General features: G+C 60.8%; 22 protein-coding genes. 12 read left to right on the top strand and 10 right to left on the bottom strand.

The window, feature by feature from the left end; all coding sequences use genetic code 11:
- Nucleotides 1–296 precede the first annotated feature (296 nt).
- The 4 genes from KUW18_RS14315 to KUW18_RS14300 form a co-directional block, all read right to left on the bottom strand.
- Entirely contained in the window at nucleotides 297–896 is a 600-nt protein-coding gene (locus KUW18_RS14315; RefSeq protein WP_206939299.1) for a response regulator transcription factor, read from the bottom strand.
- Nucleotides 896–2314, bottom strand: coding sequence for an HlyD family type I secretion periplasmic adaptor subunit (locus KUW18_RS14310; RefSeq protein WP_222238562.1), 1419 nt, complete (start codon nucleotides 2312–2314; stop codon nucleotides 896–898). Before KUW18_RS14310 ends, KUW18_RS14315 begins: the two co-directional genes overlap by 1 nt.
- Nucleotides 2314–4503 carry a type I secretion system permease/ATPase gene (locus tag KUW18_RS14305; RefSeq protein WP_222561728.1) on the bottom strand — a complete coding sequence of 730 codons (2190 nt, stop codon included), beginning with the start codon at nucleotides 4501–4503 and terminating at the stop codon, nucleotides 2314–2316. Before KUW18_RS14305 ends, KUW18_RS14310 begins: the two co-directional genes overlap by 1 nt.
- 181 nt (nucleotides 4504–4684) lie before the next feature.
- Nucleotides 4685–6628: a TolC family outer membrane protein gene (locus KUW18_RS14300; protein ID WP_261396701.1), complete on the bottom strand. Its 1944-nt coding sequence runs from the start codon at nucleotides 6626–6628 to the stop codon at nucleotides 4685–4687.
- 386 nt (nucleotides 6629–7014) lie between these two features.
- Between KUW18_RS14300 and KUW18_RS14295 the strand changes: the two genes are divergently transcribed.
- The 11 genes from KUW18_RS14295 (at nucleotide 7015) to KUW18_RS14245 (ending at nucleotide 17688) form a co-directional block, all read left to right on the top strand.
- Nucleotides 7015–7296 carry a hypothetical protein gene (locus tag KUW18_RS14295; RefSeq protein ID WP_206939306.1) on the top strand — a complete coding sequence of 94 codons (282 nt, stop codon included), beginning with the start codon at nucleotides 7015–7017 and terminating at the stop codon, nucleotides 7294–7296.
- Between the two features lie 133 nt (nucleotides 7297–7429).
- Nucleotides 7430–8926, top strand: coding sequence for a tRNA uracil 4-sulfurtransferase ThiI (gene thiI / locus KUW18_RS14290; RefSeq protein WP_222561727.1), 1497 nt, complete (start codon nucleotides 7430–7432; stop codon nucleotides 8924–8926).
- A 129-nt stretch (nucleotides 8927–9055) separates the two neighbouring features.
- On the top strand, nucleotides 9056–11098 hold the full coding sequence (metG, locus tag KUW18_RS14285; RefSeq protein ID WP_222163754.1) for a methionine--tRNA ligase: 2043 nt from the start codon (nucleotides 9056–9058) through the stop codon (nucleotides 11096–11098).
- A gap of 63 nt (nucleotides 11099–11161) precedes the next feature.
- Nucleotides 11162–11752, top strand: a complete 591-nt coding sequence (rsxA, locus tag KUW18_RS14280; protein ID WP_222561726.1) for an electron transport complex subunit RsxA — start codon at nucleotides 11162–11164, stop codon at nucleotides 11750–11752.
- Nucleotides 11749–12315 carry an electron transport complex subunit RsxB gene (gene rsxB / locus KUW18_RS14275; RefSeq protein WP_222561725.1) on the top strand — a complete coding sequence of 189 codons (567 nt, stop codon included), beginning with the start codon at nucleotides 11749–11751 and terminating at the stop codon, nucleotides 12313–12315. The genes rsxA and rsxB overlap by 4 nt, the downstream gene beginning before the upstream one ends.
- Complete coding sequence (gene rsxC / locus KUW18_RS14270; protein ID WP_222561724.1) at nucleotides 12302–14044, top strand: electron transport complex subunit RsxC; 1743 nt, start codon at nucleotides 12302–12304, stop codon at nucleotides 14042–14044. The genes rsxB and rsxC overlap by 14 nt, the downstream gene beginning before the upstream one ends.
- A complete protein-coding gene (locus KUW18_RS14265) occupies nucleotides 14041–15042 on the top strand; it encodes an RnfABCDGE type electron transport complex subunit D (RefSeq protein WP_222561723.1) in 1002 nt (333 codons plus the stop codon). The genes rsxC and KUW18_RS14265 overlap by 4 nt, the downstream gene beginning before the upstream one ends.
- The gene (locus KUW18_RS14260) at nucleotides 15039–15617 is read left to right on the top strand and encodes an RnfABCDGE type electron transport complex subunit G (RefSeq protein WP_222561722.1); all 579 of its coding nucleotides are present in this window, start codon (nucleotides 15039–15041) and stop codon (nucleotides 15615–15617) included. The genes KUW18_RS14265 and KUW18_RS14260 overlap by 4 nt, the downstream gene beginning before the upstream one ends.
- Nucleotides 15610–16362: an electron transport complex subunit E gene (locus KUW18_RS14255; protein ID WP_222561721.1), complete on the top strand. Its 753-nt coding sequence runs from the start codon at nucleotides 15610–15612 to the stop codon at nucleotides 16360–16362. Before KUW18_RS14260 ends, KUW18_RS14255 begins: the two co-directional genes overlap by 8 nt.
- A gap of 293 nt (nucleotides 16363–16655) precedes the next feature.
- A complete protein-coding gene (nth, locus tag KUW18_RS14250; protein WP_222561720.1) occupies nucleotides 16656–17291 on the top strand; it encodes an endonuclease III in 636 nt (211 codons plus the stop codon).
- A 106-nt stretch (nucleotides 17292–17397) separates the two neighbouring features.
- The gene (locus KUW18_RS14245) at nucleotides 17398–17688 is read left to right on the top strand and encodes a hypothetical protein (protein ID WP_224907623.1); all 291 of its coding nucleotides are present in this window, start codon (nucleotides 17398–17400) and stop codon (nucleotides 17686–17688) included.
- Between the two features lie 200 nt (nucleotides 17689–17888).
- Here KUW18_RS14245 and KUW18_RS14240 read toward each other — a convergent pair whose 3' ends face one another.
- The 6 genes from KUW18_RS14240 to KUW18_RS14215 form a co-directional block, all read right to left on the bottom strand.
- The gene (locus tag KUW18_RS14240; protein ID WP_206939357.1) at nucleotides 17889–18083 is read right to left on the bottom strand and encodes a hypothetical protein; all 195 of its coding nucleotides are present in this window, start codon (nucleotides 18081–18083) and stop codon (nucleotides 17889–17891) included.
- Between the two features lie 14 nt (nucleotides 18084–18097).
- Nucleotides 18098–19261: a YeeE/YedE family protein gene (locus tag KUW18_RS14235; protein WP_315900673.1), complete on the bottom strand. Its 1164-nt coding sequence runs from the start codon at nucleotides 19259–19261 to the stop codon at nucleotides 18098–18100.
- A 278-nt stretch (nucleotides 19262–19539) separates the two neighbouring features.
- Nucleotides 19540–20505 (bottom strand): sulfurtransferase, encoded by a 966-nt coding sequence (locus KUW18_RS14230; protein ID WP_261396700.1) that lies wholly within the window; start codon nucleotides 20503–20505, stop codon nucleotides 19540–19542.
- A 285-nt stretch (nucleotides 20506–20790) separates the two neighbouring features.
- Nucleotides 20791–21465: a glutathione S-transferase gene (locus KUW18_RS14225; RefSeq protein WP_222561719.1), complete on the bottom strand. Its 675-nt coding sequence runs from the start codon at nucleotides 21463–21465 to the stop codon at nucleotides 20791–20793.
- Between the two features lie 68 nt (nucleotides 21466–21533).
- Nucleotides 21534–21836: an HlyU family transcriptional regulator gene (locus KUW18_RS14220; RefSeq protein ID WP_206939361.1), complete on the bottom strand. Its 303-nt coding sequence runs from the start codon at nucleotides 21834–21836 to the stop codon at nucleotides 21534–21536.
- A gap of 36 nt (nucleotides 21837–21872) precedes the next feature.
- Nucleotides 21873–23090, bottom strand: a complete 1218-nt coding sequence (locus tag KUW18_RS14215) for an argininosuccinate synthase (protein ID WP_206939363.1) — start codon at nucleotides 23088–23090, stop codon at nucleotides 21873–21875.
- Nucleotides 23091–23292: 202 nt separating this feature from the next.
- Here KUW18_RS14215 and rnt point away from each other — a divergent pair, with 202 nt between their 5' ends.
- Complete coding sequence (rnt, locus tag KUW18_RS14210; protein ID WP_206939364.1) at nucleotides 23293–23958, top strand: ribonuclease T; 666 nt, start codon at nucleotides 23293–23295, stop codon at nucleotides 23956–23958.
- The last annotated feature ends 166 nt before the right edge of the window (nucleotides 23959–24124 follow it).

The raw sequence follows: 24124 nt of genomic DNA, 5'->3' as shown, positions 1-24124 counted from the left end.
TCTAGATGGTCAGTGGCGGGTAAATGCGCGGATAAAAAATCTTTAGTGCATATTTAGTACGAGTTATGGGTCTCACAAAGGCGACATAAGACAGCCGTTCAATAGCCAATAGACGACTTTTCAAACACCAATAACGACAGCTTAAAAAGCTCACGCGAATCTTTCTTCTAGGCCAAATCCTCGTACGGTCAGGAACTACTGGTTCACTTTACGGACGGCGGTATACGACACGGCACAGAAAAGCCCGAACACCTTGCGGTCTTCGGGCTTCGTGGAACTCACGTAAAGGGGATGCGTCAACGATCTCGAGACATTCTTAAAATCAACTGCATGCGATCCTTGACGCCCAGCTTGCGGAAAACTGCACCAAGATGTGCCTTTACCGTGCGCTCGGTGATACCGAGCTCCCTGGCCACCAGCTTATTGCTCTGGCCTTCAGCCACCGCCAGGGCAACATCCTTCTCTCGCTCGGTCAGTCCTTCCAGCACATCCTGATGAACCGCAGGCGCCCCGCCCATCGCCTTGAACACCCCGCCAACCAGGCTATCCATGAGTTCAGGCCATAACCAGATTCCGCGGTGGCGCACCACGATATCGACCTGACGCAGTACTTCCGGGGTGGACAGCGCGTGCACATAGCCCCTGGCACCGGCGTTAAAGGCCTGATAGGCCTCTGCAGAATAAGGGTTGAACGACAGCACCGCCACCAACACACCCTTGGCCGTCAGACGAGAGCAAAGCCCCGTCCAGTCACCGGCCTCGACAACGATCCAGGCAACGTCTCCCTTGATCGCATGATCCAATACACTATGGGGCGCCACGACCTCCAGATCGCTAAAGGTATCGCTCCAACGCGGTACCTCGCTACTTCCTTGATAGACCAAGTATCGCGTCATCACCGCTCTCCCATCGCGTTACCCCACGCCCGCAGCACCGGCTTCAGCAAGAACTGCATGACGGTGCGCTTACCCGTCAGGATATCCACCTGAGCGGTCATGCCCGGGATGACTTCCACCTCACTGGCGGCCTCTTCGTCCTGCGTGCGAACACGCACCCGGTAGTAGGTATTACCCTCTTCATCGGTCGTGGTGTCGGCGCTAATGTGCTCGAGCTCTGCCTCCAACCCCCCATATATCGAGAAGTCATATGCAGTCAGCTTGATGGTCGCTGGAAGCCCCGGCCGCAGGAAGGCAATATCCTGAGGCGCAATCTTGGCTTCGACCACCAGCGCATCATCGGTAGGCACGATATCCACCACTTCCTGGCCAGGCTGGGCGACACCCCCGATAGTATTGATCGCAAGGCGCTGAACCACCCCATCCACCGGAGAACGAATCTCGGACAGGCGGACACGATCCTCTAGGCCCTCACTGGATTCATTCAGCGCCGAAAGCTCACCCAGGGTCGCCGAGAGCTCCTGGCGCCATTCTGTCCGCGCCTTGGCTTCAACCTCCCGCAGCTCGCCCTGCGCCTCTACAATAGCGGCCTCGAGTCGAGACACCTGTGCCGCGGCCTGATTGCGTTCACCGCTCGCACGGGAGACTTCCCGCTGCAATCTCAGTACCTCTACCTCAGACACCGCGCCACTCGACAGCAGCGGACGGGTCATGTTGAGTTCCTGACTGGCCAGGTTGAGCTCTCGGCTAGCGGCATTGCGGCGCGCTGCCGCTTCATTCAGCTCTGCCCTGCGCTGCTCCAAGCGCTGCTGCAGAATCTGCTTCTGCTCGTCCAGTGTCTCCAGACTGCTCTGGTACAGCTCCCGCTCCCTCGAGACGATGTTAGGCGCCTGTTCGATCAACTCCTCCGAAGGATCAAAAGAAGACCCCGTAGCCAGCGCACGCAGACGCTCCGCCTTGGCCTGCAGGGTTTCGGCCTTGGCACGGTTCTCATTGAAATTGGAGAGGAATCGGGTGGGGTCAATGCGCATCAACAGATCACCGGCCTCCACAAAGTCACCCTCGGCCACTTGAATTTCCTGCACCACGCCGCCGTCGAAGCTCTGCACTCGCTGCAACTGACTGGAAGGTATCACCCTGCCGCTGCCACGGGTCACCTCGTCAATGGGGGCAAAACACGCCCACACGATGACGCAGATAATCGCTACCACGACCATATACAGCATCAGGCGCGCCCGAAGGGGGTCCTGTTGCATGCGCGCCCAGTCGGCGTCGCTGGCCCAATCGCGATTCAAGTGCGAGGCACTGACCCGACGGGCAAACAGGCGATCAATAAAGGGGCGAAAGACTTTTCCTCCCGAGCGGGAAACTCGGCCGACGCCCTCGAATCCTTTTTGCTCGGCACTCTTGGCAGACATCAGCTGGCCCTCCCGATCTGGCCCTTGCGCAGCGCATCCATGACGCTGTCACGCTCTCCATCCGCCACGATCTTGCCAGAATCAATAACCACGATACGATCCACCAGCGACAGCAGCGAGGTACGATGCGTCACCACGACCACCGTCTTGCCACTTGCAAACTCATTGAGGTTACGCTTGAAGGCCTCCTCGCTGGCATGGTCCATCGCGCTAGTCGGCTCATCAAGCAAGAGAATCGAGGGATCGTGCACGATGGCCCGTGCGATCGCCACGGCCTGCTTCTGCCCTCCCGACAGCATCTGTCCACCTTCCCCGACCTGCAGCTCCACCCCTTGGGGGTGCGTGCTGACCAGGCTGTCCAGGCCACTGATACGAATCGCCTTGAGCAGCAGGTCGTCATCGACACCCTCGCTACCGGCACCGGCAACGATGTTTTCCTTCAATGAGCCAAAAAACAGACGCACGTCCTGCGGGACATAGCCGATATGCCGCCTGAGCTGCAGAGGGTCCAGCTGGCGAATATCGACATCATCGATCAGCACCGAGCCCGCCGTTGGCTGATACAACCCCAGCAACAGCTTCTGCAGCGTGGTCTTGCCACAGCCTACACGCCCCAGCAAGGCGACTTTCTGACCCGGAGCGATGGACAGACTGATGTCGCGCAGACTGTCCGTCTCGGCCTGGGGATAGCGAAAGGTCACCTTGTCGAACTTCACCAGCCCCTTGACGGCAGGCCGGTCGATATAACTCTTGTCCTCGCGCTCGACCGGCATTTCCATCACGCGATCCAGCGATTCGAGCGCCGTGGCGGACTGGTGATACTGAGCCAGCAGCGCTGCTGCCTGGCTGACCGGGGCCAGAGCCCGCGATGACAGCATGTAGGCGGCGATAAGGCCCCCCTGGGACAGATCGCCCTCGATGATCAGATACACGCCGATCAAGATGACGCAGATGCCGACCGTGTTCTGCGTCCACTGGGCAATGCTGGTCACCGATGTTCCCAGAAATTTCAGCTGTGCGCCTGTACGAGACAGAAACGCACTGGCCTGCTCCCACTGCCCCTGAATCCGGCTCTCGCCACGCAGCGACTTGACGGTTTCCAGCTGGGACACCGACTCAACCAGGGTGGCGTTGCGCTGAGCGCCGACCTTGAGCGTGGTGTCCGAAAGGTCATGTAGCTTGCCTTGAGCACCAAGGGCGTAAAGCAAAATGAAGATCACCCCAGCAACAATGGGGATGACCAACGCCGGACCGATCAGGCCGATAATGGCGATAAACATGATCACAAAAGGCAGATCGACCATGGCGATGACAGTGGCAGACCCGATAAAGCTGCGCACGGACTCGAAGGACTGCAACATGGCCACGAAGGACCCCGTCGAGGCCGGCTTCGCCTCCATGCGCATACCCATCACCCGTGCCATGATGCGGGACGATAGCTTGACATCAGCCCTGCTCGCCGCCAGGTCGACAAAACTCGATCGCATCAAGCGCAACGTCAGATCGAACGCCAACACAATCAGCACCCCAGCCGACAGCACCCAAAGCGTCTCGGTGGCGTGGTTTGGCACTACACGGTCATAAACGTTGAGCACGAACAGCGGCATCGCCAGCGCAAAGATATTGATGGCGATGGAACCCAGGATGACATCCCTGTAGAGGCGACGATTCTCCTTGATAACCCCCCAGAACCAGTGTCCCGAACGTTTTTCGTTCACGTCCTTGGTGCGAGCGTCGAAACGGAATCTGGGGCGAACGTAGATGGCCGTCCCGCTGTAGCGCTCGTGCAGCTCATCCAGGCCAATCTCGACAGCAGACTGACCCAGCTCGGGATACACGACAGTTGCCGTGCGCGCCTTCACGTTCATGTCAACAAGAGCGCAAGCACGCCCAGGCTCGAGCAACAGGACCACCGGAAATAGAGCCGGATTCAATTGCACAAGGCGGCTCTTGATGATTCTCGCCGTCAGGCCGGCACGTTCCGCCGCTCGGGGAAAGATCCCCGGCGTCAGTGCCCCATCTTCCAGGGGCAGGCCTGCGGTCAAGGAATCTGCGTTGACGTCATGATCATGGTAATGAGCTACCGCCAGCAGCACTTCCAGAAGTTCATCCTTGACGGGGGAACCACTCCCTTCCTGCGTTTCCGGTTCAGACGGTGCAGCATCCGCTGCGACTCGAGAATCGTCCACATGTACCTCTTCTGTAGGCCGATAGCATTGCCGATAACTGAAACGTAGCGCTCCCGCCGGCGAGCAGGCACGCTACGCTTATCACTTCGGTGCCGAGATCACTACGCTTCAGTGTCCGGCGACGTTCGACATCCATGCGGAGAGCACGACGACACTATCGTCATGCTCCCCGCGACTGGCATCAGCCCTCTACGCTACCTGCACGATGGTCTTTCGCCCAGGCGAGAGACACTACATCATTGCCAGCTGCCGGGTGAACCGAGCCCAGGTCCAGGTTCTCGCCGCTGCGCTCAAGGGTGATTTCCACACGTCGATTTTGACGCCGCCCCTCAACCGTATCGTTTGACTGTACCGGGCGGTGGGAGCCAAAACCCTGAGTCTGAATCAGTGAAGGATTTACGCCTTCACTAATCAGATAGTCGCCCACGGCAGCCGCACGATTACGCGACAACGGGTCATTGATTCCATCGTTTCCGGTGCTGTCAGCATGCCCAGCAACAAAGATACGCACCAGATCATTACGCGCGCGTAGCTGTGCAGCCAGCTGTCCAAGCTCGCGACGGGCACGCTCGCTAAGTACATAGCTGTTGACTTCGAACAGCGCATCGGCAGACATCACCACATCTGGGGCACGGGTGGTCCCGGTCAACTCATCGATGGTATAGGCACGCGGCCCCACCGCGGGACAGACGATATCGGGCGTAATGGCAACGCCGTTGCTGTCCAGGTCGGCCAGCGTCGGCAGTCCATCCTTGCGAACCTCAAGTACTTCGAGCAGCTCACCGGTAGCCCGCAGCGTGCGCGCATCTGCCAATGCCACATCAAACTGGGCGTTCACGTAAGCACGACTTGCCTCGAAATATTCGTTCTCGATATCAAGCAGGTCGAGCAGCGAGCGCTGACCAATATCGAACTGTTGCTTGTAGGCGCCACGCACGCGGTCAGTGGTCTGACGGTGCTCATTCAGGTAAGCCAACTGGTCACGCAGGCGGCGGGTGTCGTTGAAGGCAATCGTGGTCGTCTGGCGAATGTCCACACAGGCCTTGTCACGCAGGTTGATAGCCTGTTCAACGCGGTCGCTGGCGGCACGAAACGACGCCAGGTCACTACCACCACGATAGAGGTTGATGCTACCCACCAGCTCGATGCTGTGACGGTCTTCATGTTCATTGTCCGAGATGAAGTCGCCGTCCGTGTCGCTACCTTTATAGGTGCCAGTACGGCCCACCAGGTCCAGCCGAGGATGGAACGGTGCCTTGGTGCCTTCACGCTCGGCTCTGGAGGCTTCAATATTCTCGATGGCCGCATGAAAGTCAGGATTGCCGTCATATGCCAGCTGCAGCGCCTGAGCAACATCGGCCGGGAGCAGTTCGGCAAAGGTGGGCGCCGGGGCCAGAGACTCCGGAGGGAGCTCGCCGACCAGCCGCTGGAAGCGCGCAGACACGTCATGCAGGTTCGACGCTTCGGTGATCAAGTTGGACTCGGCAAGCGCCAAACGACCGCTTATCTGCTCCAGGTCAACCCGGCGACCGGCACCGGATAGCGCCCTCGCCTCAATCTGCTGGTACACTTCCAAGTGTTTCTGGTAGTTATCCTGGGCCAGCCCCACCAGGCGACGGTAGCGCTGAACGTCAAGATAGGCATTGGTCGCGTCAAGAGCGGCGTCCTGACTCGCGCCCAGCAGTTCGTAGTAACGCACCAGCTCGGCACGACTGAGGCGTTCCACTTCGCTAGCAGTGGCAAAGCCGTCATAAATCATCTGATTGAGCGTCATCTCGACGTAATCGGTGTCGTAGCTCCCCTGCTGGTCGTTCTGCCGGTCTTCCAGGCCAACGCCAGCATTGACATCGATCTGAGGCAGATAGCCACCGAAGGCGACTCGCTCGTCGTGTCCTGCGGCCTGGAAGCCATTCCAGGCTGCCAATACCTCAGGATTGGTATTGATCGTTTGCTCCACCACATCGCGCAATGTCGCTGCGCCCGGTGAAGACGTGCCTGCTGGCAATGACTGTGCATCCTGCGCCAGTACAACAGGCGCCACCATCATCGCTGACGTGGTCAGCGCAACGGCTCGCACCAAAGGCCGCAACAGAGCGGAGCGAGCTTCTCGGCTGTAACTGTTCATCTGTGTTCCCTTAATTATCAATGGCCGCAGCCAGTACAAGTGAATCTAGTACCAACGAACTAGCTCAACAACCCAATTCACCGTTGAACCCGTCATGCTGCCTCGGCGCTACCAGACTCATCATCCCGGTATGGGTGGCCAGCTTTTTTCCTTCAACGCCAAGCATCCAGCGACATTGTTGGCGATCGCCCCACCCCATCACCCGCTACAATACTCGCACAAACGATCACATTCTGTAACACCAAAAGCCCCAAACACTCATTCCAGGGGCGATTGAATGCTTGACACAGACAAATGAACTGCTCCTAAAAGTCATGAATCCCGTTCACTGGCTCAATCATGCTATCGTAGAAGCCAGCATCACGTACCCATTTCAGGAGTCTCCGATGGCCTCATCCGAAATCCAAAAAACCCGCGTCATCAATGAATTGACGGGGTTCATCAAGAAACTGCTGCAGGACCCCAAGATCCTGGAAACCTCTCTGGAGATTGCCCGGCGTCACCTCGAAAAAGGCAGTGACAGCGGTGTCATGGCAGACATCGCCAACGAAATCTCTGATACCACCAGCATTCACATTCCTGACAGCGCTGACGAACACTCCGAGGCCGATCGCCTGTTCCTCGAACTCCTCAAAGAGGTAGTGCAAGAAGAAAAAGCGCTGTATTGACAGACACATTACGGCATAGCAGTCACCATCGCTGACCTCCCCCTCTGGTGGTCAGCGTTTTTTTCCACTATCCACGCAAATATTGATCCAGATCACTATTACATTCTTACACTCACGTACCGAACTTCACACCATGGAATTTCGTCTTACGCTCTCCGCTGACGTTTCTACCAAGTCAGCCTCTGTCAGACGCCATATGGGGCGCTGCCTGGCCACCAACGTCCGCAACGCGCTGCGGCGAGAGCTGCCAACGTCAAAGGTGGTCACTGCACATGACCATCTAGTCGTACGACTCCCGTCCCATGTGGATGACGCCCAGCACACATGGGCACTCGACACTTTGGCTAACACACCCGGCATTCAGAAGATTGCCCACATTCAGCGGCGTGAGCTGGGGGACTGGCAAGTGACCCTGGCCAGGCTCGCCCTGGAGAAGGCCGAGCAGGTAGAGGGACGAGCCTTCAGAATCAAGGTCAGGCGCAAGGGAAGCCACGCCTTCAACTCCGTCGATGCCGAGCGCTTCCTGGGCGCCGAGCTGCTGCGCCACACCCGCCACGCCAAGGTCAATCTCACGCATCCCGACCTCACCATTTCACTGAGGCTCGACGGCGCTGAATTGATTGATGAAGTGGCTACTACGGCGGGCATTGGCGGTTTCCCTCTGGGCACCCAGGATCAGGCACTGATGCTGATGTCCGGTGGCTTCGACTCGCCCGTTGCCGCCTACCGGATGCTCAGGCGCGGGATAAAGTGCCACTTCATTCTGTTTCGCTTCGGCGGAGAGGCACAGGAACAGGCCGTCAGACAGCTGACCCATGACCTCTGGCGACGCTTCAGCGCGTCACACAAGGTCAGCTTCACCAGCGTGCCCTTCGAAAAGGTCGTCGACCAGCTCACCCGTGAGGTGCCCGACGGCCTGGTGTCCCTGGTACTGAAACGCTACATGGTGGCTGCCGCTGCTCGGGTGGCCCAGCGCGCCCGGATTCCCGCGCTGGTCACGGGCGAGGTGATCGCCCAGGTGTCCAGTCAAACCTTGAGCAACCTGGGGCTGATTGACAAGGCCAGCCACTTGCCCGTGCTGCGCCCCCTGCTGACAGAAGACAAACAGTCCATCATCGACGAAGCCAGGCGCATTGGCACCGCACAAGCGTCAAGCCAAATGCCGGAGTACTGTGGGGGTATGTCAGCTCGACCTCTGGTGAAGACGTCCCTGGCAGCGCTGGAAGAAGCCGAAGCCAGGCTGCCAGCTGAGCTGCTTGACGACGCCCTGAGCCGGGTGCGCCAGTTTTCCGTAGATGACCCAGGTGAGCCACAAACGCCATCGCGGCACGCCCTCGATGAACTCACCATCGCAGAGCTCACCGCCGCAGCTGACGCCACTATCCGCGTCATCGACGTGCGCTCGCCGGATGAAGCAGCTCGACGGCCACTGACCATTGCGGGCCACGAGGTCGAGCACGTTCCTTTTTATGAATTGGCGACCCGAGCGGCTGCGCTGTCCCGAGACTCCCGCTATCTGCTGTACTGCGACCAGGGCATCATGAGCCGCCTGCAGGCGCTATCCCTCAAGGATCAAGGTCTGCCGCGAGTAGGCGTGCTGCTGGCGCGAAGCAAACACGACGCGGCATAAACTGGCGCGCTTACGACATCCCATCAGCATTTGCCTGAACTCAGGCGTTCACACACGATAGCGGATGCACTAGCGCTCGATCATGGCTACAATCGACGCCTGATTTTCAACGGGATATCACGTCACATCATGTCCACTTCCGCACCCGACAAGCGCCAGATCCTGGTTACCAGTGCCTTGCCCTACGCCAATGGAGCCATCCACCTGGGTCACCTGCTGGAGTACATCCAGACGGACATCTGGGTGCGGTTCCAGAAGAGTCGGGGGCACCAGTGCCATTATGTCTGCGCGGATGACGCCCACGGCACCGCGATCATGCTGCGTGCCGAGCAGGAAGGCATCAGCGCCGAGGCCCTGATCGATCGCGTGTCCCGCGAGCACCAGCAGGACTTTGCCCGCTTTGGAGTGGCCTTCGACAACTATCATTCGACCCATTCCGAGGAAAATCGCAGCTTCAGCGAGCTCATCTACACACGCCTGCGTGACAAGGGTCACATCGCGACCCGAGACATCGAACAGATGTATGATCCGGTCAAGGGGCTGTTCCTGGCCGACCGCTTCATCAAGGGCACCTGTCCCAAGTGCCATACGGCGGATCAGTATGGTGACAACTGTGAGGCCTGCGGGGCGACCTACACCCCTGCCGAGCTCATCGATCCGGTGTCGGCCATATCGGGAGCCACACCGGAAGTTCGCAGCTCAACCCACTACTTCTTCAAGCTGCCGGATTTCGCGGACTTCCTGAATGCCTGGATCAAGGACGATCACGTCCAACCCCAGATCCGCAACAAGCTGATGGAGTGGTTCGAGTCGGGCTTCAACGAGTGGGACATTTCCCGCGACGCGCCCTACTTCGGTTTCGAAATTCCCGACGCACCCGGCAAGTACTTCTACGTCTGGCTCGACGCGCCCATCGGTTATCTGGCCAGCTTCAAGAACCTGTGCGACCGCGAGGGCCTGGACTTCGACAGCTACTGGCAGCCGGATTCCCAGGCAGAGGTCTATCACTTCATCGGCAAGGACATCGTCTACTTCCACGCCTTGTTCTGGCCGGCCATGCTGCACGGCGCTGAAATGCGCACCCCGACGGCAGTCAATTGCCATGGGTTCGTCACCGTCAATGGCGCCAAGATGTCAAAATCTCGTGGCACCTTTATCAAGGCGGCGACCTATGCCGAGCACCTCAACCCTGAGTACTTGCGCTACTACTTCGCTGCGAAGTTGACGTCACGGGTCGACGATCTTGACCTCAATCTCGAGGACTTTGCCCTGCGCGTGAATGCCGACCTGGTCGGCAAGGTCGTCAACATCGCCAGCCGCTGCGCCGGCTTCGTCAAGAAGCTCGGCGATGGGCGGCTGTCGTCCCACTGCGCGGAGCCAGACATGCTGGCGCGTTTCATCGCAGCGGGAGACGAAATCGCCAACTACTACGAGCAGCGTGAATTCGGTCGTGCCATGCGCAAGGTGATGGAGCTGGCCGATGACGCCAACACCTACATCGCCGACAAGGCCCCCTGGGCCCTGGCGAAGGAAGCGGGACGCGAGCAGGAAGTCTTGGACATCTGCTCCATGGGCATCAACCTGTTCCGGCAGCTGATGGTGTATCTGGCGCCCGTCGTTCCCGCCATGGCCGAGCAGGCAGCGACGTTCATGAACCTTCACAGCCTTGACTGGAACAGCCGCGAAACCTGGTTGGGCGATCACCCGATCAACAAGTTCAAGCCGCTGATGACCCGCGTCGACGGCGACCGTATCCAGTCCATGATCGAAGCCTCCAAGGAGGACCTGGTGGAGGAACAGAAGCTCAAGGAAGCCCCCAAGGGCCCGCTAGCCGAAACACCGATCGCCGACGAGATCAGCTTCGACGACTTCGCCAAGGTGGATCTGCGCATTGCGCGTATTGCCAAGGCAGAATACGTGGACGGCGCGGACAAGCTGCTCAAGCTGTCCCTGGACCTGGGCGGCGAGAGCCGCCAGGTGTTCGCCGGCATTCGTCGCGCCTACTCCCCGGAAGCCCTGGAAGGCAAGCTGACGGTCATGGTGGCCAACCTGGCGCCTCGCAAGATGCGCTTCGGCATCTCTGAGGGTATGGTGCTGGCCGCCGGCAATGACGATGGCATCTACCTGCTGGAACCCCACAGTGGAGCCGAGCCGGGCCAGCGCGTCAGCTAAGCTCGTGCTCTGCTACTCCCTGCCGGCGGGCTCTAGCCCGCCGGCCGCTATACTGTGCATGCCATGACCGACGTTTTCCTCGTTCTCGTCAGTACCGCCCTGGTCAACAACTTCGTTTTGGTGCAGTTCCTCGGACTATGCCCTTTTCTAGGGGTCTCCTCCAAGCTGGAGTCCGCCCTGGGCATGGCCCTGGCGACCACCTTCGTGCTGACCTTGGCGGCCGCCGCCAGCCATCTGCTGTACCGCTACCTGCTCGTCCCCTTTGGGCTGGAGTACCTGCGTACCATTGCCTTTATCGTGGTGATCGCCGTGGTGGTTCAGGCTACGGACATCATGGTCAGGCATACCAGCCCCCTGCTTCACCGGGTGCTGGGCATTTTCCTGCCGCTAATCACGACCAACTGTGCCGTACTCGGTGTCGCCCTGCTCAGCCTCCAGCGTGACAGTGGCTTCTTCGGTGCTGTGCTGTACGGCTTCAGTGCAGCGCTGGGTTTCTCCCTGGTGCTGATCATGCTCGCCGCCATGCGCGAACGCCTGGCTGCTGCAGACGTACCACGTCCGTTTCGAGGCCCTGCCATCGCCATGGTCACCGCCAGCCTGATGTCGCTTGCCTTTATGGGCTTTGCCGGCCTGGCGGAGGGGGCGATCCAGTGACCGCCCCTTCACTGCTCGGCCTGCTGCTGCTGGTAAGCCTGATCGGCAGCTGCGGCTTGCTGCTTGGATGGATGCACCGACGTTTCGGCGCCGGCGAGGACGGCCTGGTCCAGCAGATCGACGCGCTGCTGCCTCAAACCCAGTGTGGCCAGTGTGGCTACCCTGGCTGCCGCCCTTATGCCGAGGCAGTGGAGCAAGGCGAAGCGATCAACAAGTGTCCTCCAGGGGGCGAAACCACCATTGCCGAACTCGCCGCCTTACTGGGACGTGATCCCGTTCCCCTGGATGGCGAAGCGACCAGCACCACCATGGTGGCCTTCATTCGGGAAGATGAGTGCATTGGCTGTACCAAGTGCATCCAGGCCTGTCCCGTGGACGCCATTATCGGCGCGTCGAAGCTGATGCACACGGTGATTGCCGACGAGTGCACCGGCTGCGATCTGTGCGTCGCACCCTGCCCGGTTGACTGCATCGACCTGCTGGAGAGACCTCCCGCGATGGGCGAATCCATTCGTCTCATCGCGTCGGACCGCTTACCGGGAGAACGCCATGTCAACGCTTGAACGACTGCAGCGCTGGCTGGGTCTCGGCGGCTCCTGTGCGCCAGGCATCCGCCCTGACACCCGCAAGGCCCGGACCCGTGATCTCGGCATTCGACGCGCGCCGCTGCCACCACAGGTCTCCCTGGCGCTCAATGACAACTCCCACAAGCCGTGGGCCGAAACACTGCTGGAAGTGAACGACGGTGACTGGGTTCGGGCGGGCCAGCGCATCGCCCGCCCGGTGGGACATTTGGCACTGCCGATGCATGCCCCCATCAGCGGACGGGTCAATTTGCCTGGCGCCGCGGCCATCACCTCCACCCGGGAGCATGCGAGCGATGCACCTGGCATTGTCATCGTTGCCGAAGGCAGCCAGCAGATCCTCACCATGCGGCCGCTGGCAGCCGAGCAGGCATCTCCAGAGCAGATTTTTGAGCGCATCGCAGAGGCGGGTATCGTAGGCATGGGAGGCGCAGGCTTTCCGGCCGCCTTGAAAGCCAGAGCCGCCCACCGTGCCGGCATCGACACCCTGGTGATCAATGCCGCTGAATGTGAACCCTACATCACCGCTGACGATGCCTTGCTGCGTCACGACGCCGAAAAGGTCGCGAGCGGCGCGCTGATTCTCGCGCGCGCTACCGGTGCCACCCGCATCGTCGCCGGCATCGAAGATGACAAGCCAGAGGCGGCCAAGGCGCTATCTGCCGCCCTCGCCACGTCTGCACTGCCGACCGACGTCGTGATCATCCCGACCCGCTACCCCAGCGGCGGTGAGCGTCAGTTGATCGATCGCCTGCTGGCGCGCAGGATGACGCCGCAGCAACTGCCGGTTGACGTCGGGGTGCTGTGTCACAACCCCGCCACCCTGGCCGCCATTCACGACGCGGTGATTCTTGGCCTCCCCGCCATCACGCGCATCGTGACGCTGGCGGGTCAGGCGTTGAGTGCACCGGGCAACGTTGAGGCCAGAGTGGGCTCACCGGCAGCCACGCTGTTGGCTGACGCTGGACTGGATACCTCCAGGCTCGCCAAGTTGATCGATGGAGGCCCGCTGATGGGGCACCAGCGGTCGCTTGCCAGCGCAGCGACAACCCCCACGACCCACTGTCTGATCGCGGCTACCGAACAAGAGCTGCCCAGCCCGCCCCCGCCGTCGCCCTGCATTCGCTGCAACGACTGCGTCCCCGCCTGTCCTGCGGGCCTCGCGCCCCAGCAGCTGTGGTGGCACACCCGGGTCGAAGATGACGAACGGGCCAAGGCCCACGGCCTGCTTGCCTGTATCGAGTGCGGCGCTTGCGACTATGTATGCCCCAGCCACCTTCCGCTGGCGGCATCCTTCGGCGAGGCCAAGCGCCGCCTGCGGGTTGCCGACGCCGAACGGGCCAGGGCGGACCAGGCCCGAGCTCGCTTCGATGCCCGCAAGGAGCGCATGCAGCGCGAACACGATGAGCGTGAAGCCAGACGCCAGGCGCGCAAGGCGGCGCTGCGACGTCCCGCTCCCAAGACCCCAGCGGATGACCACGCGCCCACCTCCTCGGCTCCCGCCGATCTGCGCAGCCTGCGCATCGCCCAGGCGGCGGCCAAGGCGGCGCTGCGCAAGGCAGAGAAGGCGCTCGAGCGTGCCGCCCAGCAGCAGCAACCCAGCGAGGTGCTGGCCGACCTCGAGTCTCAGCAGAGCACTGCCCGCGAACATCTAGAGGCTGCCAATGCGCAGCTGGCCGCCGCCCGCCAGGAAGCCCCGACATCATGAGCTACTTGCACCAGACAGCGCCTATCGCCAGCAGCGCCCGCGTGATGCGCAGCGTCTCGTTGGCCTGCTTGCCCGGCATCGCCGCTCAGACCTGGTACTTCGGTGCCGGTGTCATCACCAATGTGCTGACCGGCATCCTGTGCTGCTGTCTGGTGGAAGCCCTGATGCTCGCCGCAAGATCACGTCCACTGCGACCAACACTGGCCGACGGTAGCGCCATGCTGACCGGCATTCTGCTCGGCGCGGCGCTGCCCGCTGGCACCAGTGTCTGGCTCATTCTGATCGGTGCTGTGGCCGCCATCGCCGTGGCCAAGCACCTCTATGGTGGGCTGGGGCACAACATCTTCAACCCCGCCATGGTCGGCTACGCGATGCTGTTGGTGTCCTTCCCGGTACCGATGAGTCTATGGCCGGACGCCACAGGCTTTGGCGCTGGCGACGTCCAAAACCTCTTACACCTGTGGCAGGGCTGGCTCGGCCAACTTGACGCCAGCACATTGGACGCCGTCAGTGGCGCCACTCCCCTCGATGCGCTGCGCCAGCCTGCCGGCGCCTCGGTCATCGGCGATGCCAACCTCTCTTCACCTTGGGCCATCATCTCCCTGGCCTGGCTTGCTGGCGGGCTGGTACTACTGGCCCAGCGTCTCATCGACTGGCGCCTGCCGCTGGCCATGCTGAGCACCATGGCAGTCCTGGCAGCGCTGTTACACCAGGTGTCGGGTACTGGCTCCGTGGCGTTTCATCTGCTCAATGGTGCCACCATCATGGGCGCCTTCTTTATCATCACCGATCCGGTCAGCGCTCCCGGCCATCGACGCGCGCGCTGGGTGTTCGGTGCCGCGATCGGCGCGCTGGTCATGCTCATCCGGGGCTACGGGGGCTACCCCGACGCCATCGCCTTCGCCGTGCTGCTGATGAACCTCTCGGCCCCGCTGCTCGATCAGCTGTGCTCAGGGACGCACCGCTCAGCCAGCGATGCGCCCAGGGGGAATTCATGACAGCCCCGACAGCGCCACCCTTACCAAGCCCGCGGGGGGCGGTCGCAACGCTGCTCCTGCTTGCCGTCGTCACGTTAGCCAGCGTCGTGATAACGCACTGGCTGAGTGAGGCCCCGATCGCGGCCAATCGCGAGCACTATCAGCAGCAACTGCTGAAGCAGTTGGTACCGCCCCAGACAGCATCAATCGTTGCCCTCGACGACGCTACCTCCTGGCAAGCCATCGGCCCCAACGGCCAGCGACTCGCCACCGTTCACGCCGGTAAGGCGATGGGATACGGAGGTGCGATACGCCTGTTGGTCGCGTTCACCCCTGAAGGCAAGATCGTCGCGGTGCGCGTACTTGAGCATCATGAAACCCCGGGTCTTGGGGACAAGATCGAACGACGCAAGAGTCCTTGGGTGGATCAGTTCGAGGGGCGCCATCAGGATGCCCTGGCTTTGACACCATCAGGTCCCATCGAGGCACTGACCGGCGCTACCATTACCTCAGAGGCCGTGATTCGCGCTGTCGTGGCTGCCACGCCAGCAGCCCCATCTGCCACCACCTCACCGCGGGAGACTCCTGATGAATGACGACTCGCATAGCTCGTCAGACAGCTCGTCAAATAGCTCCCTGACTCGCCAGCAGGCTCGCCAAATCGCCGCCAACGGACTGTGGAGCAACAACCCTGCCCTGGTACAACTATTGGGGCTATGTCCATTGCTGGCGGTATCCGGCACCATCGTCAACGGCCTGGGGCTCGGTCTTGCCACGCTGGCGGTCATGCTGGGCGCCAATGGCTGCGCATCGATGATAAGAGGTCACATCCGCCCCGAGATACGGCTGCCTGCCTTTGTCATGATCATTGCAGCGCTGGTGACCTGCACAGAACTCGCCATGGCCGCGATGGCCTACGAGCTTTATCAGGTGCTGGGCATCTTCCTGCCTCTGATCGTGACCAATTGCGCCATCCTTGCCCGAGTAGAAGCCTTTGCCTCGCGCCAGCCGCTGGCCCCATCGCTGCTGGACGCGCTGATGAATGGACTAGGCTTCACCCTGGTGCTGATAGTGATTGGCGCCCTGCGCGAGGCTCTCGGCCAGGGCACACTGTTTGATGGTATGGAGCTACTGCTGGGTAGCGGCGCGGCTGACTGGGTGATCCAGCTACCGGGGGAGCGCCACATGCTGTTTATGGCGCTGCCGCCTGGGGCCTTTCTGATAACCGGCCTGCTGATTGCCGGCAAGAACGCGATCGACGACCACACCGCTCGCCGCCGCCCCGCCTCGCAGCCCCCTTCCGAGCAGCGAAGGGTTAGAGTCACCGGGACCATTCACTAGGGCTTGTACGAAAAGTGCCTGCGCTTGGTGATACGGCGTTAAAAATCGGGTCAAAATGCTCATTTACACCTCGTAAACTGCGCTTTCTCACCGATTTTTGCCTTGTCTAACCTTCGCTCGTCGACTTTTCGGACAAAGCCTAGGCCCAGTCACTCATATCGATCACCATGCTCAGTCACCAAGTTCAGTCGCCGGGTTCAGTCAATCCGTTCAGCGCAACACCCAGTACTGACCGAAGTCCCAACCTCCAGGCCGCAATTCAGCGTGACCGCAACCCTCGCTACAGGAGTCCCATGAACGCTGCCAAACGCCACGAGATCTTCACTCGACTGCGGGCCCATAATCCCGAGCCCACCACAGAGCTTCATTGGTCGACCCCGTTCGAGCTGCTGGCTGCAGTGCTGCTGTCTGCCCAGGCAACAGATGTCGGCGTCAACAAGGCCACGGCAAGGCTATTTCCCGTCGCCAACACGCCCCAGGCCATCATTGATCTGGGTATCGACGCCCTCAAGGACCACATCAAGACGATCGGCCTGTTCAACACCAAAGCCGAAAACCTGATGAAGACCTGCCATCTGCTGGTCCAGCAGCATGGCGGCAACGTACCCCGTACTCGCCCTGAGCTAGAAGCGCTCCCGGGAGTCGGCCGCAAGACCGCCAACGTGATTCTCAATACCGCTTTCGGCCAGCCTACCATTGCGGTGGACACCCATATCTTCCGAGTCTCCAACCGCACCGGCATCGCCAAGGGCAAGAACGTGATCGAGGTGGAGGAGCGGCTGATGCGGCACGTGCCCAAGGAATTTCGCCAGGATGCACACCATTGGCTCATCCTGCACGGGCGCTACACCTGTGTGGCGCGCAAGCCACGCTGTGGCAGCTGTGTGATCGAGGACCTGTGCGAGTTCAAGGAGAAGGTCGATCTATAGCCTGACAGCCGGCGCGTCAACGGCACGGCTAACGCCAAAGTTGAAGCGCATAGACCGTCAGGACACGTTACGCTGACGCTCTATGCTGCAATATGAGCGATCAACCATGAACGATGTGCTGCGAGAACTCTGGATACCACTGGCCATGGCCTCGAGCTTCGGCGCCTTTACCGGCTCGCTGTTCCGCTTGAGCCGCCGCCCCGGGTCCGAACGTCCGCTGATGTTCCCGGTACTGGGCCTGCTGGGCGGTATCACTGCGTTCATGATCCACCAGGTGCTGGTGTGGACCGTTGGCGCCCCGACCTGGCTCCTGCCGGTGCTGGTGGTCCTGCAAGTGTGGCTCTGGTTGGGGCCGCTGGGACCCAAGATGCCGCGGCGTCAGTCCCCTGGCGACTAAACGCCCATCGCAGCCCCCTGCGCTGTCGGTAGATACCCTGCCAGACCCTACGAGCCACCATTCCCGATCACGCCATGAAAAAGGCGCTCCTGCCACGGCAGGAGCGCCTTTTCTTTACCTACTGTCTCTACCTATTTCTCTACCTACTTCTCCGTTGTTGTCATCCACCTCTGTCACCTGTTCGACAGCGCCTACCCAGGCTATTCCCGAGTCGACGGACAGGGCGCTCCGCAGGGCGCGCAGGCGTTGGCATCCCGCTGGTTCAGGGACGTGCGGGCGTGACCGTCTCCCATGTTGAAGGCAAAGGTTGGGCTGCTGAGATGATCCGCAAGTATCAGTACCAGGATGGCCAGCAACATGGCGATGATGCGGCTACGGCGGTAAGCGGCTTGCATGGCGCACTCCTTGTTCAATTGGGCAGACGGAACCAGGGCCGCAGGCGAATACCCACCAACGAACCGACAAAGGCACAGGCGAACCACACCCAGGCATGCAGACTTCCGGAAGCCAAGCCCGAAAACAGCGCGCCGATATTACAGCCAAATCCCAACCTGGCGCCGTAGCCCAGCAGCAGGCCACCCACCACCGCGGCCAGAAATTGACGGCCCTCTACCTTCTTGCGGCTGGCTTCGTTGAAGCGATTGGCCAGGCCCGCTGCCAGCATGGCCCCAAGCAGCAGACCAAAGTTCATTACCGAGGTGATATTGACCAGCACAGAGTCGGCTAGGGCCATGGCCGGATAGTCCCAGGTCCAGAACTCGAACTGGCTCATGTCCACGCCGATGGCCTGCAGCGCCTTTGCTCCCCACAGATTGAAAGCAAAGGTAATGCCCCAAGGGGCGCCTCCCACCAGCAGCGTCAGGGTGTTGCCGACTGCCAGCACCAATATGGCCCAAACGAATGGCCAGCGGCCCTGCACGAGGGCCTTGAACGCACTCCCTTCTACTGGACGAAGGCGCAGCTCTGAACGCTCAAGCTCACCGTGAACGCGACGCTCCACGCGATTGACCCACAGCGCGACCAAACCCAGGCCGACCCACTGCACCGCTATCGCTCCCGGCACACCCACACTATCGATCAGACTGACCGGATCAAGACTGGGCAAGTCCAGCCACCAAGGCAGGTGGATCGAGCCGACCACCGCGCCAATGATGAAGAATGCAAGCGTCACCAGCATGCGCAGATTGCCCGCGCCGACCGTAAACAGGGTGCCTGAACCGCACCCTCCGCCAAGTTGCATGCCCAGACCAAACACAAACGAGCCAACGATAAGCGAGGTGCCAATGGGCGCAACCGCGCCGACCAGACCGGGCTGGCCGCTGCCAAGCAAAGGAATCATCAATGCCGAGGTCAGAGCAAACAGCATCAGCTGCGCGCGCATACCGGCCCCGCGGCGTTTGGTGACCAGGTTTCGCCAACCGGCGGTAAAGCCGAAGGCACCGTGGTAAAGCGCCACGCCGAGCGCGATACCAATGGCGAACAACACCACCAGAAAAGGCGCGGTCTCAAGCCATACCAGACCGCCCAGCACGACCATGCCGATCAGCGCCAGGCTGACGACGAAACGATCCACCTTGAGGGGGGCCTGTCCAGGAGTTTGTCCAGCGCTTAGCTCAGCGCCAGGTGGCCGAACCCTGTGCGCGGAGCCAGCAGCATCGCTAGCGGTGGCCGAAGCGGCCTGTGAAGACATCTGAGTCATGGAAGTGCATCTGTTCAAAGGAAGGAGTATCACCGCCGCCGGTGCCGCCACTGATTCACGGCGTCCTGGCCGCGGTCATCTAGGCATCGCCAATAGCCATCTAGGAGCTCACTATCTAAACGACACCTATCGAGGGATCACGGATCCAAGGGTCACTCGTCACCAAAGCCGAGCGCGTCCAGCACCTTGCCAAGCCCCTGCTTCGCCACGGCCAGCGGACGTGACTCGTCCTGAGTCCACTCAGCCATGGAACCGTCATACAACGCCACGTTGTCGAAGCCGGCAATTTCACTCAGCACAAACCAGTCAGTCGCTGCCCAGTGTCCGGTGTTGCAGAACGCCACGGTCTTGGCATCCGCATCCAGCTCTGCCGCCTGGATACGCGAGGTCACTTCCGCCGTATTCAACCGCCAGGCGCCGTCGTCATCGGCCAGCAGCGTCTGATGAGGCAGGTTACGTGCGCCAGGAATGGTGCCCGGAGCAGTCGCTGCAGGAGACTGGTTGTCGCCCTTGAAGTAGTCCTCTGGGCGGGCGTCGACCAGCTGCCCCTGGGACTCGCGGGCCGCCTCTACCTCTGCAGTCGTCGCCAGCAGAGCCTCATTCAAACGTCCTTCAAAGCGCACCGGATCAGGGTACTCTGCCGAGCCACTGGCCAGTTCGAGGCCTGCCGCTTTCCAACCGGCAAAGCCGCCGTCGAGAATCGCCACCTGCTCGTGACTCAGCACCTTGAAGGTCCAGTACACCCGTGCCGCGCTGCCAAAGTCCGTCGCGCCGGTACCCGCCGGCACCAGCACCACGGTATCGTCATTATCGATTCCGAGGCCGCCGATCAAGCGCTCAAGACTCGACACCGGAGGCATGACTCCGGTGACACCATCGCGGGTTTCCCGCCAGCCGTCCTCGGTATAGCTCGAATACAGACTGCCGGGAATGTGGGCTTGCTCGAAGCTTGACCGGTCACCGCCATTGTCGATGCTGGAGCGAATATCCAGCACCACCACATCGTCATTATCCAGGTTCGCTTCAAGCCACTCAGGACTGACCAGCGGCTCGACATCGGCTGCATGCGCGGAGCTCGCCATCATCAGCGCCCCCGCAAGCGTCAGTAAGATGCGCATAAAGTTGACCTCTTGGGTAGGAGATCAACCCATTATCCTGCTCGCAGCTGCAAACTCAATATGCTTGGCATGAATAATGATTCACGTGCTCATAACCAAAACTGATCAGCCTCCGGGTCAGACCTGTTTCCATAACGACGGTCGAGGCTCTGTCCGAAAAGTCGACGAGCGAAGGTTAGACAAGGCAAAAATCGGTGAGAAAGCGCAGTTTACGAGGTGTAAATGAGCATTTTAAGCCGATTTTTAACGCCGTATCACCAAGCGCAGGCACTTTTCGTACAAGCCCTAGAGTGAGAGCTCACCGCCCTTCTCTGTAGCACGGCCATAGGCGGGTCGCGCCCGGGCCTGCTCGAGAAAGCGCGTGAGCGCCGGATGGTCAGACAACATGCCCCTACCTTCCAGCGCCAGGAGCGGGAAACTCATCTGGATATCCGCCGCGCTGAACGTCTCTCCCGCGAACCAGCTGTGCTCTGCCAGGTGCTGCTCCCAAAAGCCTATCAGCCGTCGTATTTCTGGCCCGAGATACTGCTCTTTCACGCCCTTGGCGAACATCTTGCCCAAAGGACGCACCAGAGCCGGCACAGGGGGCTTGCTGAGCCTGCCAAACACCAGATTCATCACCAGCGGGGGCATCGCCGAGGCCTCCGCATGGTGCATCCAGAACACATAGTCATCGTAGGCTTCACTGTCGACGGGGGGAGACAGCGCCTGCTCCCTGTCGTAATGGCGCAGCAGATACTCGATGATCGCACCGCTTTCTGCCACGACCCTACCCGCCTGATGCTGGTCGGTGATCAGCGGCGACTTGCCGAGCGGGTGAACCTGCTTGAGGGATTCAGGGGCCAGCATGGTCTTGGGATCACGCCGATAGAGCTGAATGTCATAGTCGACTCCAAGCTCTTCCAGTAGCCAGACCACTCTGAGAGAGCGGGAGTTTTCGAGATGGTGCAATACGATCATGTGGTCTCCTTTACCCCATGGCTGAAACAGAAACGGCGCCCAGGGGGCGCCGTTTCCATCGCTTCGTCTCAATCAGACGAGAACATGCCATCACCGACTTCATCGATGTAGCGTTCCGCCTTCTGTCGCATCAGCGCATCACAGGCCTCACGCCCAGGCACCAGGTCAGAGCGCTCGAAAGCGTGTTCCAGCGTCTCGCCACCCTCGATGGGCTTGCGAATAAAGCCGCTGACGCGATACTGACCGCCCTGCTCCTGCGGACGAGACACGATCAGGAATCCGCGATACTCCACGGCCTCGGCCTCCTCCGTGGAACGCGATTCAGCGGCGCCTCCACCCTTGAAAAGGCTGCCGATCAGCTTCTTGAACATGTCGCCTCCTGGATCTGATGGTCGAACGCCAAGCGCTTAGTCCTGACGACGGCCCTTGCCTGCGGCGATACGCAGACGCAGCGCATTCAGCTTGATGAAGCCTTCCGCATCCTTCTGGTCGTAGGCGCCCTTGTCGTCTTCAAAGGTCGCGATGGACTCGTCGAACAGCGACTCGTCGGAGCGACGGCCTGCCACGATGGCATTGCCCTTGTACAGCTTCATGCGAACAACGCCGGACACATTCTTCTGGGTCTCGTCGATGGCGGCCTGCAGCATGCGACGCTCCGGGCTCCACCAGTAGCCGTTGTAGATGACCTCGGCATACTTGGGCATCAGCTCATCCTTGAGATGGGCTTCTTCCCGGTCGAGGGTCAACGACTCGATGGCGCGGTGAGCACGCAGCATGATGGTACCGCCAGGGGTTTCATAGCAGCCGCGAGATTTCATGCCGACGTAGCGGTTCTCGACGATATCGAGACGGCCGATACCGTTGTCACCACCCAGCTTGTTCAGCTTCTCCAGCACTTCGTGGGGCTTCATCGGCACGCCGTCGATGGCCACGATGTCGCCCTTTTCAAAGGTCAGCTCGACGTAGGTCGGAGTGTCCGGTGCCGCTTCCGGCGACACGCTCCAGCGCCACATGTCCTCTTCGGCTTCCGCCCAGGGATCTTCGAGAATGCCGCCCTCGTAGGAGATATGCAGCAGGTTGGCATCCATCGAGTAAGGGGACTTCTTTTTCTTGCTGAAGTCGACGGGAATATCGTGCTGCTGGCAGTAGGCCATCAGCTTCTCGCGGGAATTCAGATCCCACTCACGCCACGGCGCAATGACCTTGACGCCAGGCTTCAGGGCGTAGCCGCCCAGTTCGAAACGGACCTGATCGTTGCCCTTGCCGGTAGCACCGTGGGAAATCGCATCGGCACCGGTCTGGTTGGCAATCTCGATCAGACGACGAGCGATCAGCGGACGCGCGATAGAGGTACCCAGCAGGTACTCACCTTCGTAAATGGTGTTGGCGCGGAACATCGGGTAGACGTAGTCGCGCACGAACTCTTCACGCAGGTCCTCGATGTAGATTTCCTTGACGCCCAGGGCCTCAGCCTTGGCGCGGGCCGGCTCGACTTCCTCACCCTGACCGATGTCGGCGGTAAAGGTCACCACTTCGCAGTGGTAAGTCTCCTGCAACCACTTGACGATGACGGATGTGTCCAGACCGCCCGAATAGGCGAGCACGACCTTCTTGACATCGGACATGCTAGGGGCTCCTTCTTGTATGACAGACATGACGTGACCAGCGCATTCCTTCATGAATGGCGCTTGAAGAGGGCCGAGTATAGCGCGCATGGCCGGTGTCGAATACCGCTACGGGACGCCGCGCTGCCAAACTGCTAGACTTTCGCCGTTTCGGCCTGCATCACACAGGCCCATTACCCCACGGCCCGACAAGGAGAGGTGCATGAGCGAGCTGATCGCCCGCGAACTCATGGCGCAACGTTTTCGCAGTTTTCTGCCGGTGGTGGTGGATATCGAGACCGGCGGCTTCAATCCCGAAAGCGACGCCCTGCTGGAGATCGCCGCTGTCACCCTGACCATGGACCCGGAGGGCAACCTGCTGCCCGACGCTACCTTTGCCTATCACATCGAGCCGTTTGCTGGCGCCAACGTCGAACAGTCGGCACTGGACTTCACCGGCATTCGTCTCGACGACCCCCTGCGTCAGCAGGTCGCCATCAGCGAAGCCGAGGCGCTGGGTGAAATATTCCGTCCAGTGCGCAAGGCCATCAAGGCTCATGGCTGCACCAGAGCCATTCTGGTAGGCCACAACGCTGCCTTTGACCATGGCTTCCTCAATGCCGCGACCAACCGCTGCGACATCAAGCGCAACCCCTTCCACCCGTTCTCAAGCTTCGATACCGCCTCCCTGGCAGGACTGGTCTACGGCCAGACCGTGCTGGCCCGAGCTTGCCGTGCCGCCGGCATCGACTTCGACAACAACGCCGCCCACTCTGCCCGCTATGACACCGAGCGCACGGCCGAGCTGTTCTGTGCGATGGTCAATCGCTACAAGGATCTGGGCGGTTGGCGGCTGGCTCAGCAGGAACAGGGAATGGAGGAGGACTGACACAGGTCCATGCCTTTTTACGAGCGGCAGGATGCTGCTCACCGCAGAGAGTCTCGACATACGACAAGGCCCCGCTGGTGTCCACACCAGCGGGGCCTTGCGTTTGACCAGTCAGATGGCCGTGTTTGATCCGTCGCGCGGGGGCGCAGTAACACCCTCACCACCT

Origin of the sequence: Halomonas sp. DP5Y7-2 (genome assembly GCF_019802025.1) — a bacterium.
In the GTDB taxonomy this organism is placed as follows: Bacteria; Pseudomonadota; Gammaproteobacteria; order Pseudomonadales; family Halomonadaceae; genus Halomonas; species Halomonas litopenaei_A.
This window is presented reverse-complemented; position numbering and strand designations above follow the sequence as displayed.

What these genes read in the sequence shown, in the direction of transcription:
- metG (WP_222163754.1), top strand. Translation starts at nt 9,056, where the DNA reads ATGTCCACTTCCGCACCCGACAAGCGCCAGATCCTGGTTACCAGTGCC.
- rnt (WP_206939364.1), top strand. Translation starts at nt 23,293, where the DNA reads ATGAGCGAGCTGATCGCCCGCGAACTCATGGCGCAACGTTTTCGCAGT.
- KUW18_RS14215 (WP_206939363.1), bottom strand. Translation starts at nt 23,090, where the DNA reads ATGTCCGATGTCAAGAAGGTCGTGCTCGCCTATTCGGGCGGTCTGGAC.
- KUW18_RS14225 (WP_222561719.1), bottom strand. Translation starts at nt 21,465, where the DNA reads ATGATCGTATTGCACCATCTCGAAAACTCCCGCTCTCTCAGAGTGGTC.
- KUW18_RS14255 (WP_222561721.1), top strand. Translation starts at nt 15,610, where the DNA reads ATGAATGACGACTCGCATAGCTCGTCAGACAGCTCGTCAAATAGCTCC.
- nth (WP_222561720.1), top strand. Translation starts at nt 16,656, where the DNA reads ATGAACGCTGCCAAACGCCACGAGATCTTCACTCGACTGCGGGCCCAT.
- thiI (WP_222561727.1), top strand. Translation starts at nt 7,430, where the DNA reads ATGGAATTTCGTCTTACGCTCTCCGCTGACGTTTCTACCAAGTCAGCC.
- KUW18_RS14260 (WP_222561722.1), top strand. Translation starts at nt 15,039, where the DNA reads ATGACAGCCCCGACAGCGCCACCCTTACCAAGCCCGCGGGGGGCGGTC.
- KUW18_RS14310 (WP_222238562.1), bottom strand. Translation starts at nt 2,314, where the DNA reads ATGTCTGCCAAGAGTGCCGAGCAAAAAGGATTCGAGGGCGTCGGCCGA.
- KUW18_RS14265 (WP_222561723.1), top strand. Translation starts at nt 14,041, where the DNA reads ATGAGCTACTTGCACCAGACAGCGCCTATCGCCAGCAGCGCCCGCGTG.
- rsxC (WP_222561724.1), top strand. Translation starts at nt 12,302, where the DNA reads ATGTCAACGCTTGAACGACTGCAGCGCTGGCTGGGTCTCGGCGGCTCC.
- KUW18_RS14240 (WP_206939357.1), bottom strand. Translation starts at nt 18,083, where the DNA reads ATGCAAGCCGCTTACCGCCGTAGCCGCATCATCGCCATGTTGCTGGCC.
- rsxA (WP_222561726.1), top strand. Translation starts at nt 11,162, where the DNA reads ATGACCGACGTTTTCCTCGTTCTCGTCAGTACCGCCCTGGTCAACAAC.
- KUW18_RS14220 (WP_206939361.1), bottom strand. Translation starts at nt 21,836, where the DNA reads ATGTTCAAGAAGCTGATCGGCAGCCTTTTCAAGGGTGGAGGCGCCGCT.
- KUW18_RS14315 (WP_206939299.1), bottom strand. Translation starts at nt 896, where the DNA reads ATGACGCGATACTTGGTCTATCAAGGAAGTAGCGAGGTACCGCGTTGG.
- KUW18_RS14230 (WP_261396700.1), bottom strand. Translation starts at nt 20,505, where the DNA reads ATGCGCATCTTACTGACGCTTGCGGGGGCGCTGATGATGGCGAGCTCC.
- KUW18_RS14295 (WP_206939306.1), top strand. Translation starts at nt 7,015, where the DNA reads ATGGCCTCATCCGAAATCCAAAAAACCCGCGTCATCAATGAATTGACG.
- KUW18_RS14300 (WP_261396701.1), bottom strand. Translation starts at nt 6,628, where the DNA reads ATGAACAGTTACAGCCGAGAAGCTCGCTCCGCTCTGTTGCGGCCTTTG.
- KUW18_RS14245 (WP_224907623.1), top strand. Translation starts at nt 17,398, where the DNA reads ATGAACGATGTGCTGCGAGAACTCTGGATACCACTGGCCATGGCCTCG.